Source organism: Ottowia sp. SB7-C50 (assembly GCF_033110285.1).
Taxonomy (GTDB): domain Bacteria; phylum Pseudomonadota; class Gammaproteobacteria; order Burkholderiales; family Burkholderiaceae_C; genus Ottowia.
In genome coordinates this window covers 1,927,365-1,943,898 of sequence record NZ_CP136995.1, presented here as the reverse complement: position 1 = coordinate 1,943,898, position 16,534 = coordinate 1,927,365, and the positions used below count along the sequence as shown (strand labels likewise).

Below are 16,534 nucleotides of genomic sequence, written 5' to 3'. Positions count from 1 at the left end.
GCTTAAAATACGGCCGATGGTGCTATCAATTTGGGAGTCTCCGCATGGCCTGGTTTTCAAGGTCCTCTGACCAGTTCTTTCTTTCGACCGTCGTGCCGCAAGGGCAGGGCGGCGCGCAGGTGGCCCAGTTTCTGGGGCTGGTCAATGGCGAAGCCATCATCGGCGCCAACATCTTCCGCGACGTGTTCTCCAGCGTGCGCGACGTGGTGGGCGGCCGCGCCGGCGGCTACGAGCGGGCACTGGCCGGGGCGCGCGAGGCGGCACTGGAAGAAGCCAAGAGCGTGGCCAGGGACATGGGCGCCAACGGCATCGTCGGCATCGATTTCGACTACGAGGTGCTGGGCGAAACCAACGGCATGATGCTGGTGTCGGTGACGGGCACCGCCGTCAAGATGGCGTGAGGCGGTGGGTGCAGGCCGCAACGGCGTCGTGAGTCGTCTGCTATACGGACGATAGCATAATGGCGTGGCGTGACAAGCGTCAGCGCCCGAAAAGACGGCGAATTCTGCGCACGTGAAATGATTGAACCGAAAGCCAGTGCCTTGAACGGCTCCCGCTGACGCCGTCATTTCTGCGACGGCGGAATCCACGAGGCGTTGGCAGGTGCCGCTGGTGCTGGATGCAGGGATTCCCGCCTACGCGGGAATAACGGAATTTGTTCAAGCCCCTGGTTACCGGGGCGATGCGCGTCGTCATGCGGCCGCGGCGCAGGCCATCCCGGCGAACGCCGTGGCCAGACCTGTGTCGGGCAGGGGTGTCCCCTTCGCGCAGCAGAAGGGGAAGGCGCGTCAGCGACTCAGGGGGTGGTGAGTCCCTTCCCATCGTGCATCCAGCGCGCGTGCTCGGGCGCCTTCTTGGTGCGGTCCCACTCGTTCAGCATGTCCCACTTGACGCGGTCCAGCTCCTTGTCCATTTCCGGCGTCGAGGTGTTGGCCGCCAGTTCCAGCCGGTGGCCCGAGGGGTCGAAGAAGTAGATCGACTTGAAGATGGTGTGGTCGGTCGGGCCGATGACCTCGATGCCGTCGGCCTCGAGCCGGGCCTTCACCTTCATCATGGTGTCGACCGAATCGACCTTCAGCGCCAGGTGCTGCGTCCAGGCGGGGGTGTTGGGGTCGCGGCCCATCTCGGGACGGGTGGGCAGCTCGAAGAAGGCCAGCACGTTGCCATTTCCCGCATCCAGGAAGATGTGCATGTACGGGTCCGGCTCCTTGGTGGAGGGCACTTCGTTCTCGGCAATCGCCAGGATGAAGTCCATCTCGAGGTACTTCTGGTACCACTCCACGGTCTGCTTGGCGTTCTTGCAGCGGTAGGCGACGTGGTGGATTTTTTCGATCAGGGCCATGGCGGTGTCTCCTTCGGTTGAGCCGGGTTATACGCCGGCACGGGCGATCTGCATCGCTTCGCGCAGGATGACGATATCGCCAATGTGATTGGACAGCAGCAGGATCAGCCGCGCGTTGACCATGGCGCTCTGCTCGTCGCTCAGGTCGCGGTGCATGTCGATCAGCGCCTCGTAGAAGTCGTCGCCGGGCGAATAGGCCTGGAAGTAGCGTTTGCCGGCTTCGCTGAAGTTGGGTTGCGTGTTCAGGGGCATCGTCGGTCTCCGTCAGGCGTTGCAGGTGGCGCGGGCCACGGCCGCTTTGATTTTGGAAGCATCGAAGCCGCGCCAGCGGCCGGCGACGTGCTGGTCAGGCCGTGCCAGGTAGGTGCTGCCCGGCTTCAGGTCGTAGCGCTGGGCGATGCAGCCCTTGGTGTCGATCAGGGTCTTGATGCCGCCCGGCGCCTGGCCTTTTTGCGCCACCACGATGGGCTCGACGGCGATGCCATGGGCCGCCAGGTCGGCCAGCGACTGCGCCGTGGCGGCGTCCAGCGCGCTGGCGTCTTCGACGTAGTGCAGCGCCTGGAAGCGGTTGCCCAGCTGGCGCAGCAGCCAGGCGTCGCCGCTGGCGGCGCTGACCGGCGCATCGGCCATGGGCGCGCCGGGAATCATCTGGCCGGCAAACTCGTCGGCATCGGGCGTGTTCAGGCGGGACGTCTGCAGCCAGCTGGGCACCGACAGGCGGCCCGAGTTGACCAGCGCGCGGGCAAACGGGTAGTCGGCGGCCAGTTCCAGCACCGCGTTGCGGAAGGTCTTGCTGGTGGCGCTCTTGGGCGTGATGAAGTCGGTCGAGCGGGTCGAGTTCATCAGGTTTTCGTCGGCGGCGTAGCAACGCTCTTCGCTGTAGGTGTCGAGCAGCGCGGGCGGCGCCTTGCCGTCCATCACCAGCTTGAGCTTCCACGCCAGGTTGTCGGTGTCCTGGATGCCGCTGTTGGCGCCGCGCGCGCCAAACGGCGAGACCTGGTGCGCCGCGTCGCCCACGAACAGCACACGACCGTGGGTGAACTGGTTCATGCGGCGGCACTGGAAGGTGTAGACGCTGACCCATTCCAGCTCGAACTCGCGTTCGTCGCCCAGCATGGCCTTGATGCGCGGGATGACGTTTTCGGGCTTTTTCTCTTCCACTGGGTCGGCCTGCCAGCCCAGCTGGAAGTCGATGCGCCACACGTTGTCGGCCTGCTTGTGCAGCAGCACGGACTGGTTGGGGTGGAAGGGCGGGTCGAACCAGAACCAGCGCTCGGCGGGGTAGTCGGCCTTCATCACCACGTCGGCGATGAGGAAGCGGTCCATGAAGATCTTGCCTTCGATGTCCAGCCCCATCATGGTGCGAATGGGGCTGCGCGCGCCATCGGCCACCACCAGCCAGTCGGTCGTCAGGGTGTAGGCGCCTTCGGGCGTTTCGACGCGCAAGGTCACGCGGTCGTCCGCCGGCGTGACGGCGATGACTTCGTTCTTGAAGCGCATCTGCACGTTGGGCAACTGGCGCGCGCGTTCGACGAGGTATTCCTCCAGGTAGTACTGCTGCAGGTTGATCATGCCGGGGCGGTGATGGTCGCTTTCCGGCCGCAGGTTGAAGTTGAACACCTCGCCCTCGCGCAGAAAGGTGCGCCCCACGTCCCAGCTCACGCCCTTGTCAACAAACTTGTCGCCGCAACCCATGCGGTCCAGCACCTCCAGGGCGCGCTTGGCGTAGCACACGCCGCGCGAGCCGATCGACACCGTGTCGTCGTTGTCGAGCAGCAGCACGCTCTGGCCCTGCTGCGCCAGATCAATGGCCGCCGACAGCCCGACCGGCCCGGCGCCGACCACGACGACCGGGTAATGGCCCGGCTCGGCGCCCGCCAGCTCGGGCGGTGTGACGAAATCAAACTTGGGGTAGGTGAAGGTTTTTTGCACGATTTGTCTCCGAGAGCGCTCCGCATCGAATCCGAAGGCCGCGGAGCAGGCCATGCCAGCGAACGCCATGCCCGGACCTGCGCCGGGCATCGGCGTTGTCCCCCTTGCGAAGCAGAAGGGGGAAGCGCCGTCAGGCGCTCAGGGGGTTACTTCTGTAATTCGTGCCACATCTCGCGGTCGCGCTCGGCCGTCCAGATGCGCGGATCGCGGATGCCGCTGGCTTCGTCGTGCGCGCGGGTCACGTCAAACGGCAGGCAGTGCTCGTAGATGAAGACGTGGCCGAACTTCGGGTCCATGGCCTGGCGCGTGTGCTTCATGGTGGCGTTCAGGTCCATGCCCTGGGCCACCGCCTCCTGCGCGCTGCGATACAGGGTGGACACGAAGTCGCGCGTGTAGGCCAGGCCTGTCTGCACGTCGGCGGCCGTCATCAGGGCCGGGCCGCGGCCGGGCACCAGCTTGTCGAACTTCATGGCCGCCAGGTTGTCGAGCGTCTGCGGCCAGTCGGCCAGGTAGGCGTCGCCGGTGTAGCAGGCGGCGTCGGCCTCGACCAGGTCGCCCGAGAAGCAGATGTTCTGGCTGGGCAGGTACACGATGCAGTCGCCCTTGGTGTGGCCGCGGCCGATCTGCTGGATCTTGACCTCGAGCTTGCCCAGCCACAGCGTCATCTCGCCCTTGAACGTCATCGTGGGCCAAGTGAGGCCGGGCACGCTTTCAACCGCCTGGAACAGGCGCGGGAAGCGGCCGATCTCCGAATCCATGTCCTGCTGGCCGCGCTCGACGATCAGGTCGTAGGTGTCGTGGCTGGCGATGATCTGCTCCAGCCCCTCCGATTTGTAGCCGGATGCGCCCAGCACGCGCACGGCGTGGTAGTGCGTCAGCACCACGTACTTGATGGGCTTGTCGGTGATCTCGCGGATCTTGCTGATGACACCTTGCGCGGCCACGGGCGTGGCGGTGGCGTCAATGATCATGCAGCCATCGTCGCCAATGATGACGCCGGTGTTCGGGTCGCCCTCGGCCGTGTACGCATAGGCGTTGTCGGACAGCTTTTCCCAGCTGATCTTCTTTTCTTCCAGATCGGCCTGGGAGGCGAATTTCTTTTCGGACATGCGTGTCTCCTGTGTGTTGAAGTGAATGGTAGGACAAAATTAGTTATGAGTCAACGAATTTGTCTATATCTAAATTTTATCGATCAGCAGCTGTAGACCGCCAGGTGCCGCACCGCCAGCATGAAGCTGACGCCACCGATGGCCGTCACCAGCAGCCACGCGGCGGGGCGGCTGCGCAGCAGCGCCGCCAAAGGCACGGCCGCCAGCGGCGCACCGAACAGGATGGCGTAGTTCAGTACGCGCAGCAACCAGTTGGTGTCGAGCAGAAACGCCGACGCGGCCAGCAACAGGGCGCCGATGCATGCCCAGCCGAGACCCATCACCGTGAAGGCTCGCAGGGCGGGCGTTGCGTCGGCGCGCGTGACGGTGTCGATCCAGCCCGCCACCACCAGCGTGGCAAACGCCAGGTTGCCCGACTGCGACAGCGCAAAGCGCAGCACCGAGCCGCCGTAAGGCCGCCAGGCGTCCGCGGGCAGGATGGCCGCCTGGGCGGACAGCGTGACACCCACCACCGCCAGCGTACCCAGCCCGAACAGCAGCGGCCGTGCCCGCGCGCGCCGCAGCCGGTGCTCGAACCACGGCAGCACGACGTCACGCAGGTGATGGCGCTGCAGCAGCAGGATGATGAGCGCCGTCGCACCCAGCGCGGCCAGCCCCGCCATGCGCCAGCCGTTGCCCTGCAGGTGGTTGTGCGCGATGTCGTTCAGCATGGCCCCGTACGGGCCGCCCGGCAACAGAAACACCCCCCGCCGACAGCGCCAGCGCCAGCGCGCACCGCGCCAGGGTGCCCAGCGAAATGTTGCGCAGCAAAAAGAAGTACCCCATCAGCCACAGCGACAGCATCACCAGCAGCGCATACGACCGGATGTGCGTGAACGCCGTCAGCACCAGGGTGGCCGCGTACACCAGCCACGGGCCGCGCCCCGACAGCGCCAGCCACAGGCTGGTGCTGCCCACCAGCACCAGCACCTGGCCCCATTGCTGCGGTCGGCTTTCGATCAGCGCCGCCCAGAAGTAGCTGCTCAGGCACAGCGCCAGCAGCGTCATGCGCAGCGGGCTGACGCCCAGCCGCCGGTAGCGCCAGATCAGCGCCAGCATGGCCAGGGGCACGAACAGCACGCCCATCAGCGCCAGCGTGCGGGGGTAGTCGTGGCGCAGGCTGCCGCCCAGCGCGCGCAGCACGGCCAGGTACAGCGGCCCCGACACCGGCCAGTCCACGCCCTGGTCCAGTTGCTGCGCGATGTGCGCCCAGTTCAGTTCGTCGGTCGGGCAGTTGGGGTAGCCGCCCCACCAGCGCGCCAGCACCGCCGTCATGGCGGCCGCCAGCATCACCAGCACCTGGTGCTTCAGCTCGCGCGCGCTGCCCCGCGCGCCGTTCATCGCGCCCCCAGCCGGTGCGACACGTTGGCGGCGTGTTCGCGCAGCAGGCGGCCGGCCGGGCTGTCGATCTCGGCGTCGAACACGCCCTGCGGGCCGATCATGGTCATCACCAGCGCGATGCGGCCGTCGGCGCCAAAGACCGGCGCGCACAGCGTGTTGACGCCCGGCTGCGGCGTCGACAGCCCACGTCCCATGCCGGTGGCGCGGATCTCGGTCAGCAGCGCCTGCACCTCGGGCGTGTCGAACGGGCTGGATGTGCCGCCCACCACGCGGCGATGTTCGTCCTCCAGCATGCTGCGCACCATCTTCTCGGGCAGGTAGGCGGCGAACACGCGTCCGGTAATGGTGTTGAACAGCGACATCACCGTGCCCACACGCAGGTTCACATGCAGCGGATACCGCGGCTCGTCCAGCCGCACCACCGTCGGCCCCAGTTGGCCCCACACCGCCAGCGCGATGCTGAGGTCAGAGCGCGCGGCCAGCTGTGCGGCTTCCTGACTGGCTTCGGTCAGCGGGTCAAGCTGTTGCAGCGCCGCCAAGCCCATCTGCAGGGCGCCGGGGCCCAGTTCGTAGTGGCCTGTCAGCGGGTTCTGCTTGACCAGGCCGACGTGCATGAAGCTCACCAGATACGGGTGCGCCTTGGCCGGCGGCATGTCGGCCAGGCGCGCGACCTCTTTCAGCGGAAGCGGCCGCCGTTGCTCGGTCAGCGCCTGCAGCACGCGCATGCCCACTTCGATCGACTGGATGCCGCGCTGGCGCCGTCGCGCGCCCGCGCCATCGCCTTCGTCGTCGGGTGAAGCCGTCAAATCCGTCGCGTCCAACTCTGTCATGCGGGAATTATGGTGCGATCACCACTACACGAGCCCGACGAACTCTGCAGCGCGCGGTGCTGTTGAATTTCGCGCATCATCCGTGGCTGAACCCTTCGTCCACGGCCGCTGCCCAGGCGGTGCCTCGGCGTCTGGCCGCGTGTGGTCGAAGGGTGATTCGATTCAACCCCTTCAAGGAGCGCTCATGAGCCAGAAAAACATCGCCGTCGTCGTCGGCAGCATCCGCAAGGAATCGTTCAACCGCCAGTTTGCCGAGGCGCTGGTCAAGCAGTTGCCGGCCAACATGAAGGCCACCTTCGTGCGCATCGACGACCTGCCGCTCTACGACCAGGACGATGACAGCAACCCGGCGCCGCAGGTCACGCGCCTGCGCGACGAAATCAAGGCGGCCGACGGCGTGCTGTTCGTCACGCCCGAATACAACCGCTCCATGCCCGGCGTGCTGAAGAACGCCATCGACCACGCCTCGCGCCCCTGGGGCAAGAGCGTGTGGAACGGCAAGCCGGCGGCCGTGTGCGGCGTGTCGGTGGGCGCCATCGGCACGGCGCTGGCGCAGCAGCACCTGCGCAACGTCATCGCCTACCTGAACATGCCGACCCTGGGCGCACCCGAGATGTTCATCCAGTGGAAGGAAGGCCTGGTCGAAAACGGCGCCATTGGGCCGGCCAGCAAGGACTTCGTGCAGAAGTTCGTGGACGACTTCGCGGCCTGGGTGAACAAGCTGTCGGCCTGACCGTCCTCCATCGGCGCGCGCCGGCCGGCTGGCTTGCGCGCCCGAGCCGAGCGGATCAGCACGCACAAAAAGCGCACTAAAATCGCCGCCTGCGCAGATTCAGTCTGGGTAGACTGCTATTAGAATCGTAGTTGCTGGCGGCGGTGGCGTGGCGCTCAGACCGTGGGGCCTGGAACCTTCAGCGGCGCCGCTGGCTCACACCTGCGGCCGCTTGGCCGCCCGCGCCGCTGGGCGCCGCCTGGAGAACCCGTTTGTCTGCTTCCCTGTTCGCTCGTCCGCGCCGCGTGTTTGGCGCCATTGCCCTGATCTGCCTTGCCATGCTGGCGTTCGGCATCCTGTACCTGCAGAACGTGGTGGGTCTGGAGCCTTGCCCGATGTGCATCGTGCAGCGCTATGCCCTGATCATCGTCGGCGTGTTCTGCGCGCTGGCGGCGTTTTCAAGGTCGATGGCGGGCTGGCGGCTGTGGGGTCTACTGGCGGTGGGCATGGCGGCCTTCGGCGCCTTTACCGCCGCGCGCCAGAGCTGGCTGCAGTGGCACCCGCCCGAGGTGGCCACCTGCGGGCGCGACCTGTACGGCATGATCGAATCCTTTCCGCTGCAGCGCGCCATTCCCATGATCTTCAAGGGCTCGGGCGATTGCAGCGCTATCGACTGGACCTTCCTTGGCGGCACCATCGCCAACTGGTCCTTCGTGTGGTTCGTGATCTTCATGGTGGTGATCCTGGCGGCGCTGCAGAAGGCGCCGCGCCGCACCGCCTGGTCGATGCGCTGAGTCAGCGCGATTTTGCGTCGCCGTCCGTATCGGGGCGCGGTGCACCTTCGTGCGGCTTGGCCCGCCGGCCCAGCGACGGCGGCGACTTCACCAGCCGCATCACCACTATCAGTATCAGCGCACCCAGCGCCGCCACCGCCACGCTGGCCCACACGCCCACGCCCAGCTGAAGCCCCAGCGCGCCAAAGACATAGCCGCCGAGCATTGCGCCCAGCATGCCCACGATCACATCGCCGGCCACCCCGTACACCCGGTTTCCCAACCACAGTCCACCGAGCCAACCCGCAACCAGGCCGACGAGCAGAAATCCTGCGATAGCCATTGTTCCGTCCCTTGAATGCTTCGCAGCGAAACGGCCGACGGGCCGCCCGCTGATCCTGCCTATCAATCTAGGGATGAACGCGCGCTCGCACAGTAGGAAAAGCGCCTACACGTCTGACGGCCCCGCGCCCCCGCGCACTACAGCTTTTTGACCAGCACCTGGCTCTTGCGGTCCCAGTTGTACTTGCGCTTGCGTGCCTCGGGCAGCCATTCGGGGTCGACCTGCTGAAATCCGCGCTTGATGAACCAGTGCATGGTGCGCGTGGTCAGCACGAAGATGCTCTGCAGGCCCATGGCGCGCGCGCGCTGCTCGATGCGCTTGAGGATCTTCTCGCCGTCGCCCTGGCCCTGCGACTGCGGCGACACGGTGACGGCGGCCATCTCGCCGGTCTTGGCTTCGGGATAGGGGTAGAGCGCCGCGCAGGCAAAGATCACGCCGTCGTGCTCGACGATGGTGTAGTTGCCGATGTCGCGCTCGATCTCGGTGCGGCTGCGCTTGACCAGGGTGCCGTCTTTTTCAAACGGCTCGATCAGCGCTAGGATGCCCGCCACGTCGTCGGGCGTGGCCTCGCGCAGGCTTTCCAGCTTTTCGTCGACCACCATGGTGCCGATGCCGTCGTGCACGTACACCTCCAGCAGCAGCGCGCCATCCACCGCGTAGGGCAGGATGTGGCTGCGCTCCACGCCGTGCACGCAGGCGGTGACGCACGAGCGCAGGTAGTACGCCAGGTCGGTCGATTTCTCGGGCGAGGGCAGGCGCGCCAGCAGGCGCTGCGCGGCTTCCAGCGGCAGTTCGGTGTCGATCGGGTTGTCGTCGCCGGGCGGCTCTTCGGGTCGCACGCGCAGGCCGGGCGTCTCGGTCAGGAACAGCAGCTTGTCGGCCTGCAGCGCAATCGCCACCGAGGTCGCGACTTCTTCCATGCTGAGGTTGAAGGCCTCGCCCGTGGGCGAAAAGCCGAACGGCGAAATCAGCACCATCGCCCCGGTGTCGAGCGTGCGCGTGATGCCCGCGACGTCGACCTTGCGCACCACGCCGGTGTGCTTGAAATCCACGCCGTCGATGATGCCCACCGGCCGTGCCGTGATGAAGTTGCCCGAAATCACGCGCACCGTGGAGCCCGCCATCGGCGTGTTGGGCAAGCCCTGGCTGAAGGCGGCCTCGATTTCAAAGCGCAGCTGGCCCGCGGCCTCCTGCGCCGAATCCAGCGCCACTTCGTCGGTGATGCGGATGCCGTGCGAATAACGCGGCTCGTGCCCTTTGGCGCGCAACTGCTCGTTGACCTGCGGGCGAAAGCCGTGCACCAGCACGATCTTGACGCCCATGCTCTGGATCAGCGCCAGGTCGGTGGCGATGGAGCCCAGCTTGCCGGCCGCAATCGCCTCGCCGACCACGCCGACGACAAAGGTCTTGCCGCGGTGCATGTGGATGTAGGGCGCGACCGCACGAAACCAGGGGACGAAGGTGAAATTGAAGACAGCGGACATGGATGGGTTTCAGCGGGGCGGCGCGCGGCACCGTCAGAAAGCGCTGCAAAAAGCGTCGATGCCGCGAGTGTAGTGCGCGCAGGTTACTTCAACAATGATAGCTGTGTGCGCAGTCGCCACAAGGGCAAGGGCCCGAAACGGCCCCCCATCTACGACGACCGCCGCGCGTGCAGCCGCCGGTACACCGTGGCCCGGCTCAGCCCCAGCGCGCGCGCGGCGTCGGCCACGTTGCCGCCGGCATCGCGCACGGCCTGGTGGATCAGCGTGTGTTCCAGCGCCTTCAAGGACGGGCGCGCGCCCGCCGACGGGCCGGTAGCGGTCGACGCGTCCGTCAGCGGCGGCAGCGCCTGGGCGCTGACCCGCAGCCCCGACCACAGCGGCACGTCCAGCGGGCCGCCGCGCCGGCGCAGGTCGAACAGCTGGCTCCACGGCACGGCGAACAGGTCGCTGGCGTGGACGGGGCCGTGCGCCAGGTCGCCCAGGCGCGGCAGCATCTGCCGTGCGCCCGCATTGGCGCTGACCACGGCGCCCTCGGCGTCCAGGCACAGCAGGGCATCGTCGCGGGCCTCACCGGGCAAGGCGTCGGCCCAGGTCAGGCCCAGGCGCAACGCGTGCGGCACCCCGTGCACCAGCGCATTGCCGATGCTGCGCGCGGCGCGCGCCACCAGGTGCTGCAGTTCGGGCCGCTCGTCCACGTCGACACCGGTCAGGTCGAGCATGCCCACGCAGCGCCCGTCGTGCCCGAACAGCGGCGCGCCGGCACACGAATAGACGCTGGTGTCGCGAAAGAAATGCTCGCCGCGGTGCAGCCACACCGCGCGTTGCTCGCCCAGCGCCGCGCTGATGGCGCTGGTGCCAATGCTGCGCTCCGACAGGTCGACGCCCACGCGCGCGATGGCTTCGGCGCGGCGGTCGGACCGGTCGACGGCGCCGGCGGTCTCGACCACCGTGCCCTGCGCGTCGGTCAGGATGGCGAAGTACCGGATCGGCGCCACCGCGCGCGCCAGGCGTTGCATCTCGGGGCGCGCGGCCTGCAGCAGCGCGTGGTGCGTGTCTTCGGCGCGCCGCCGCGCCGCGGCCGGCACCATGTCGAAGCTGACGGCCTGATCGGGCCGCTGGCCCTGGCTCAGGCAGCGGCGCCAGGACCGTTCGAGCCACGCCCGCTCATGCCAGGCGCCTGCCATCGCCTCAGGCGATGACGAACCCGCCTCCAGCACCGCGTGGCGGGCTTCGGCGATCTGACGGATGCGGTCGTCGGGCGCCATGGCTGAAAAAAAATCGGACGGAGGGTGCGTGTACGACAGGAGTGGAACCATTGTCACACCAACCGGGTGCCAGCGGATGGCCGCCTGTCAATGCAGCGCCGAGGGGCCGCGCGCAGGGTGCGCCTCAGTCTTCCAGACCACCCTTGAGGCGCTTTTCCAACGCCACGCGCTCGGCCCGGCGCTGCGCGGCGGTGCTGCGCAAATGCTTGCCCGCCGCATTGGACGCCCGCCGCCCGGCCAAGGCGCGCGCCACGGCATTGCGCGGCGCGGGCGCGGGGACTTTCGCCTGCGGCTGGCGTGGGCGGAATCGGGGTGTCATGGCGTTATGCCGTTGTGCAATACGGGGTGCGCGCGCGGCCGTTTCACTTCTTCTTCGGCACGATGTCCACCACCCACAGTTCTGCCGCCTCGGTGGCGCTGGGGTTGACGAACCAGTGGCTGATCTCGGCCGTTTCGAGCCAGAAGTCGCCGGCTTTCAGCACGCGCTTGGCGCTGCCGCGGCCTTCGACCACCGTCCCTTTGACCACGCGCACGATGCCGGGGCGGCCGGCGTGCGGGTGGTTGCCCACGCCGCCGCCCGGCGCCAGCGTCAGCGCGCGGGCGCGCAGGTCGTAATCGGCGCTGCTGCCGGGCAGCTTGTGCGCGGCCAGGTCGACCAGACCGACCGCCACGTCGCCGCCCAGGCCGCTGTTGGTGCTGGGGGCGGCGATCTTCGTGGTGTCGGGCGCGGAGGCGCAGGCGGCAAGGGCGGCGCAGACGCCGAGGGTGGCCAGGGTGCGGATCATGGTGGTGGGCTCCGGTTGAAATTCGGGGTGGCAGGGCGCACATGCTACGGTCGCCCTGCGCATTTTCGTGCGCGCGACGCACTGGGATAATCCCGCACCCGATGACCGAACCGCGCCCCACTTCCGAAGCCAGATCGCCCCGCAGCCCGCGCCCCGAGCGCGCGGCGCGTCCTGATTTTGTAGCACCCAACCAACCCAGGCTGATCGACTTTCCCGACAGCCTGCCGGTCAGCGCGCGCAAGGACGAGATCATGGCGGCGCTGGCGCAGCACCAGGTCGTCATCGTCTGCGGCGAAACAGGTTCGGGCAAGACCACGCAGTTGCCCAAGATCGCGCTGGCCATGGGGCGCGGGCGCTGCAACGCGCCGGCCGGGCAGCGCGGGCGGCTCATCGGCCACACGCAGCCGCGCCGCATTGCCGCCACGTCGGTGGCCAAGCGCATTGCCGACGAGTTGCAGACGCCGGTGGGCGACGTGGTGGGCTACAAGGTGCGCTTCAACGACCGGCTGTCGCCCGGCGCCAGCGTGAAGCTGATGACCGACGGCATCCTGCTGGCCGAGACGCAGACCGACCCGCTGCTGCGCGCCTACGACACGCTCATCATCGACGAGGCGCACGAGCGCAGCCTGAACATCGACTTTCTGCTGGGCTACCTAAAGCAGATATTGCCGCGCCGGCCCGACCTGAAGCTGATCGTCACCTCGGCCACCATCGATGCGGACCGCTTTGCAAGGCACTTTGCCGATGGCAAGGGCCAGCCCGCGCCGGTGCTGATGGTGTCGGGCCGCATGTTCCCGGTCGAGCAGCGCTACCGCCCGTTCGAGGAAAGCCGCGACCACGACCTGAACGACGCGATGGCCGAGGCGGTGGACGAGCTGTGGACCGGCAGGCCCGCGGGCGACATCCTGATCTTTTTGCCCGGCGAGCGCGAAATCCGCGAAGCCGCCGACCACCTGCGCAAGCACCTGTCGCACAGCCCGCTGACGCGCCACGCCGAGGTGCTGCCGCTGTTCGCGCGCCTGTCGCAGGCCGAGCAGGACCGCGTGTTCGACACGCATGGCGCGCCGCGCATCGTCATCGCCACCAACGTGGCCGAGACCTCGCTCACCGTGCCGGGCATCCGGTACGTCATTGACGCAGGCACGGCACGCGTCAAGCGCTACAGTTATCGCAGCAAGGTGGAGCAGCTGCTGATCGAGCCGGTGAGCCAGGCGGCGGCCAACCAGCGCGCCGGGCGCTGCGGCCGCGTGGCCGACGGCATCTGCATCCGCCTGTACGACGAGAAGGACTTCACCAGCCGGCCGCGTTTTACCGACCCCGAGATCCTGCGCTCGTCGCTGGCTGGCGTGATCCTGCGCATGAAGAGCCTGAACCTGCTGGGCGAGGGCGGGCGGGTGGAGGACTTTCCGTTTCTCGAAGCGCCGTCGGGCCGCGCCATTGGCGACGGCTACCAGCTGCTGAACGAACTGGGCGCGGTGGACGACGCGCAGGCGCTGACGCCGCTGGGCCGCGAACTGGCGCGCCTGCCGCTGGACCCGCGCGTCGGCCGCATGATTCTGGAAGGCCGCGACCGCGGCGCGCTGCGCGAGGTGCTCGTGATTGCCGCCGCGCTGAGCGTGCAGGACGTGCGCGACCGCCCGCTGGAGGCGCAGGCCCAGGCGGACCAGGCGCATGCCAAGTTCGACGACGAGAAGAGCGAATTCAGCGGCTATCTGCGCCTGTGGAAATGGCTGCACGATGCGCGCGGTGGCCATGTGGTCAAGACGCGCGGCGAAATGGCGGCGGCCGAAGGGCGCGGCGCGACGAAGAAGCCCGCCAACCTGGCCGCGCTGCCGGCGGCGCAGCGGGCGGCGCTGGCGATGGAGGCCGCCCGGCGCGCGCTGGGCGAATCACCCTCACCCCAACCCTCTCCCGCCAGCGGGAGAGGGGGCAACGCACGTGCGGCGGGCACAGCGACTGCAAGCGACATGAAACCCCCTCTCCCGCCTGCGGGAGAGGGCGGGGGTGAGGGCGCGCCCGCCCACAAGCTCAGCAACCGCCAATGGGAAAGCCTGCTGCGCCAGAACTTCATCAGCATCCGCCGCGTGCGCGAATGGCGCGACATCCACACGCAGCTGCACACCGTGGTGGCCGAGCACCAGTGGAAGGAAAACGCGCAGCCGGCCGGCTACGAGGCGCTGCACAAGTCGCTGCTGGCCGGCCTGCTGGGCAACGTGGGCCACAAGCTGGAAGGCGATGACGCCGCCAGCGGCGAATACGTGGGCGCGCGCGGCATCAAGTTTCACCGCCATCCGGGCGCGCACCTCAGCAAGAAGCCGGGCCGCTGGATCGTCTGCGCCGAACTGGTCGAAACCACGCGCCTGTTCGGCCGGGGCATCGCCCACATCGAGCCGCAGTGGCTCGAAGAAGTCGGCGGCCACCTGCTGAAAAAGCAGCTGCTCGACCCGCATTGGGAAAAGAAGGCGGCCGACGTGATCGCGCTGGAGCGCGCCACGCTGTACGGGCTGCCGGTGTACACCGGGCGCCGCGTCAGCTTTGGACGCATCGACCCGCACGCCGCGCGCGATCTGTTCATCCGCGAGGCGCTGGTCGGCGGCGAATGGCCCGACGACTGGTCGCGGCGCTTGCCTTTCCTGGCGGCCAACCAGAAGACCATCGCCCAGGTGGAAGAGCTGGAACACAAGAGCCGCCGCCAGGACGTGCTGGTCGACGACGAGCTGATCTACGCCTTTTACGACAGCCAGATCCCGCAGGGCCTCTGCAACGGGCGCGACTTCGAGGCCTGGTGGCGCGAAGCCAGCCGCAGCGCGCCCAGGCTGCTGCACCTGACGCGCGACGAGCTGATGCGCCACGAAGCCGCGGGCATCACCACCAGCGCCTTCCCCCGCATGATCCGCCTGGGCGGCGTGGACTGCGCTGCCAGCTACCTGCACCAGCCCGGCGACGCCAAGGACGGCCTGACCGTGACGGTGCCGCTGTTCGTGCTGAACCAGGTGAGCGAGGCGCGTTGCGAATGGCTGGTGCCGGGCATGCTGAAGGACAAGATCCAGGCGCTGCTGAAAAGCCTGCCGCAAAAGCCGCGCAGCCGCTTCGTGCCGCTGCCCGACAGCGCCGCGCGCCTGAACGAGTTGCTGGGCGCGCCTGACGTCTTTGGCCAGGGCAGCCTGGTCGACGCGCTGCTGAAGCAGGTGCGCGAGGCCACCAGCCTCGATGTGAAGCGCACCGACTTCAAGCTGGACATGCTGCCCGCGCACCTGTTCATGAACTTCCGCGTGGTCGACGAACACGGTCGCCAGCGCGGGCAGGGCCGCAACCTGGGCGCGCTGAAGGCCGAGCTGGGCGGCGAGGCGCGAGGCGCCTTCCAGGCGCTGGCTGGCCTGCGTGCCGCCTTGCCTGCGACCGCGGCGGGCGGCGAGGCGGAGGGCAGTTCAGCACCCGGTGCGCCCCCGCATCATGAGAAAAAACAGCCTGCAGCGCTCTCTGGACAAGCGCCGGCAGCTATCAAAACCATAGAATCCCCGGCGACGTCGGCCGACGCCCGCCACACCGCGTGGGACTTTGGCGAGCTGCCCGAGCTGATGGAAATCCGCCGCAAGGGGCAGGTGTTGGTGGGCTTTCCGGCGCTCATCGACGCGGGCGATGCGGTCGGCATCGAGGTGTTCGACGAACCCGAAGTCGCCGCCGCCCGCCACCGCCTGGGCCTGCGCCGGCTGTTCGCGCTGCAGGTGAAGGACGCGCTGAAGTACCTCGAAAAGAACATCCCCGACCTGCAGAAGATGGGCGTGGCCTACATGCCGCTGGGCACGGCAGAGGAACTGCGGCAGCAGATCATCGACGTGGCGCTCGACCGCGCCTTCCTGACCGAGCCGCTGCCCGTCCACCAGGCCGACTTCAAGCGCCGCGTGGACGAAGGGCGTGCGCGCCTGACGCTCATCGCCAACGAGGTGGCGCGCCTGGCCGGCACGGTGCTGGCCGAATACGCCACCGCCACGCGCAAGATCAAGGACACCAAGGGCGCGCCCGACGCCACGCGCGACGCCGCCGAACAGCTGCAGCGGCTGATGCCCAGGCAGTTTCTGGCCGCCACGCCGTGGACCGCGCTGCAACACTTTCCGCGCTACCTGAAAGCCATCGTGCTGCGCCTGGACAAGCTGCGCGCCGACCCCGCGCGCGACACGCAGCGCATGGCCGAGGCGCGCGCGCAGGACCAGCGCTTCTGGCGCCTGGTGGCCGAACGCAAGGGCCAGCAGGACGCGCGCATGCAGGAGTTGCGCTGGCTGCTGGAGGAACTGCGCGTGTCGCTGTTCGCACAGGAACTGCGCACGCCGCAGCCGGTCAGCGTGAAGCGGCTGGACAAGGTGTGGGCCCAACTGGCGGCGTAGCGCCCACGCGGCGGACCGCATCGTCACCTGGGGCGTGACGGTGATGAAGCTATCGTATTGGTAGCTGCAGGCCGGCTTCTGGCAAGCGTACAAGGGCAAATTGAAGCACAAGGATTGCACCGAAGCGCACAGCCCTATCGCCTTTGCCGGCATCGGCGGCCGCCTAGAATGCCGACATCGCTTCATGCCCCCGAACT

16 protein-coding genes are annotated in these 16,534 nt (G+C 68.0%); 4 read left to right on the top strand and 12 right to left on the bottom strand.

Going from position 1 to position 16,534, the window contains the following annotated elements:
- The first annotated feature begins 44 nt into the window (after positions 1–44).
- The gene (locus tag R0D99_RS09280; protein ID WP_317747973.1) at positions 45–401 is read left to right on the top strand and encodes a heavy metal-binding domain-containing protein; all 357 of its coding nucleotides are present in this window, start codon (positions 45–47) and stop codon (positions 399–401) included.
- Between the two features lie 395 nt (positions 402–796).
- Here R0D99_RS09280 and R0D99_RS09275 read toward each other — a convergent pair whose 3' ends face one another.
- The 7 genes from R0D99_RS09275 to R0D99_RS09245 form a co-directional block, all read right to left on the bottom strand.
- Complete coding sequence (locus tag R0D99_RS09275) at positions 797–1,342, bottom strand: VOC family protein (protein WP_317747972.1); 546 nt, start codon at positions 1,340–1,342, stop codon at positions 797–799.
- A 27-nt stretch (positions 1,343–1,369) separates the two neighbouring features.
- Positions 1,370–1,594: a DUF2783 domain-containing protein gene (locus tag R0D99_RS09270; RefSeq protein WP_317747971.1), complete on the bottom strand. Its 225-nt coding sequence runs from the start codon at positions 1,592–1,594 to the stop codon at positions 1,370–1,372.
- Between the two features lie 12 nt (positions 1,595–1,606).
- Positions 1,607–3,274, bottom strand: a complete 1,668-nt coding sequence (locus R0D99_RS09265) for an FAD-dependent oxidoreductase (protein ID WP_416365856.1) — start codon at positions 3,272–3,274, stop codon at positions 1,607–1,609.
- Between the two features lie 146 nt (positions 3,275–3,420).
- Positions 3,421–4,383, bottom strand: coding sequence for an MBL fold metallo-hydrolase (locus R0D99_RS09260; protein ID WP_317747970.1), 963 nt, complete (start codon positions 4,381–4,383; stop codon positions 3,421–3,423).
- An 83-nt stretch (positions 4,384–4,466) separates the two neighbouring features.
- Positions 4,467–5,093, bottom strand: coding sequence for a hypothetical protein (locus tag R0D99_RS09255; protein ID WP_317747969.1), 627 nt, complete (start codon positions 5,091–5,093; stop codon positions 4,467–4,469).
- A complete protein-coding gene (locus R0D99_RS09250; protein ID WP_317747968.1) occupies positions 4,975–5,763 on the bottom strand; it encodes a hypothetical protein in 789 nt (262 codons plus the stop codon). Before R0D99_RS09250 ends, R0D99_RS09255 begins: the two co-directional genes overlap by 119 nt.
- Positions 5,760–6,593, bottom strand: a complete 834-nt coding sequence (locus tag R0D99_RS09245; RefSeq protein ID WP_317747967.1) for an IclR family transcriptional regulator — start codon at positions 6,591–6,593, stop codon at positions 5,760–5,762. Before R0D99_RS09245 ends, R0D99_RS09250 begins: the two co-directional genes overlap by 4 nt.
- A gap of 184 nt (positions 6,594–6,777) precedes the next feature.
- Between R0D99_RS09245 and R0D99_RS09240 the strand changes: the two genes are divergently transcribed.
- Positions 6,778–7,326 (top strand): NADPH-dependent FMN reductase, encoded by a 549-nt coding sequence (locus R0D99_RS09240; protein WP_317747966.1) that lies wholly within the window; start codon positions 6,778–6,780, stop codon positions 7,324–7,326.
- A 251-nt stretch (positions 7,327–7,577) separates the two neighbouring features.
- Positions 7,578–8,099, top strand: a complete 522-nt coding sequence (locus R0D99_RS09235; protein ID WP_317747965.1) for a disulfide bond formation protein B — start codon at positions 7,578–7,580, stop codon at positions 8,097–8,099.
- A gap of 1 nt (position 8,100) precedes the next feature.
- Here R0D99_RS09235 and R0D99_RS09230 read toward each other — a convergent pair whose 3' ends face one another.
- The 5 genes from R0D99_RS09230 to R0D99_RS09210 all read right to left on the bottom strand — a co-directional run bounded on the left by R0D99_RS09230 (position 8,101) and on the right by R0D99_RS09210 (position 11,955).
- Positions 8,101–8,421, bottom strand: coding sequence for a GlsB/YeaQ/YmgE family stress response membrane protein (locus R0D99_RS09230; RefSeq protein ID WP_317747964.1), 321 nt, complete (start codon positions 8,419–8,421; stop codon positions 8,101–8,103).
- A 137-nt stretch (positions 8,422–8,558) separates the two neighbouring features.
- Entirely contained in the window at positions 8,559–9,905 is a 1,347-nt protein-coding gene (argA, locus tag R0D99_RS09225) for an amino-acid N-acetyltransferase (protein ID WP_317747962.1), read from the bottom strand.
- Between the two features lie 149 nt (positions 9,906–10,054).
- Complete coding sequence (locus R0D99_RS09220) at positions 10,055–11,221, bottom strand: helix-turn-helix domain-containing protein (RefSeq protein ID WP_317747961.1); 1,167 nt, start codon at positions 11,219–11,221, stop codon at positions 10,055–10,057.
- A gap of 73 nt (positions 11,222–11,294) precedes the next feature.
- Positions 11,295–11,489, bottom strand: coding sequence for a hypothetical protein (locus R0D99_RS09215; protein ID WP_317747959.1), 195 nt, complete (start codon positions 11,487–11,489; stop codon positions 11,295–11,297).
- 43 nt (positions 11,490–11,532) lie between these two features.
- A complete protein-coding gene (locus tag R0D99_RS09210) occupies positions 11,533–11,955 on the bottom strand; it encodes a cupin domain-containing protein (protein WP_317747958.1) in 423 nt (140 codons plus the stop codon).
- A gap of 101 nt (positions 11,956–12,056) precedes the next feature.
- On the opposite strand from R0D99_RS09210, the gene hrpA reads away from it, so the two are divergent.
- Positions 12,057–16,337, top strand: coding sequence for an ATP-dependent RNA helicase HrpA (gene hrpA / locus R0D99_RS09205; RefSeq protein WP_317747957.1), 4,281 nt, complete (start codon positions 12,057–12,059; stop codon positions 16,335–16,337).
- Positions 16,338–16,534 lie beyond the last annotated feature (197 nt).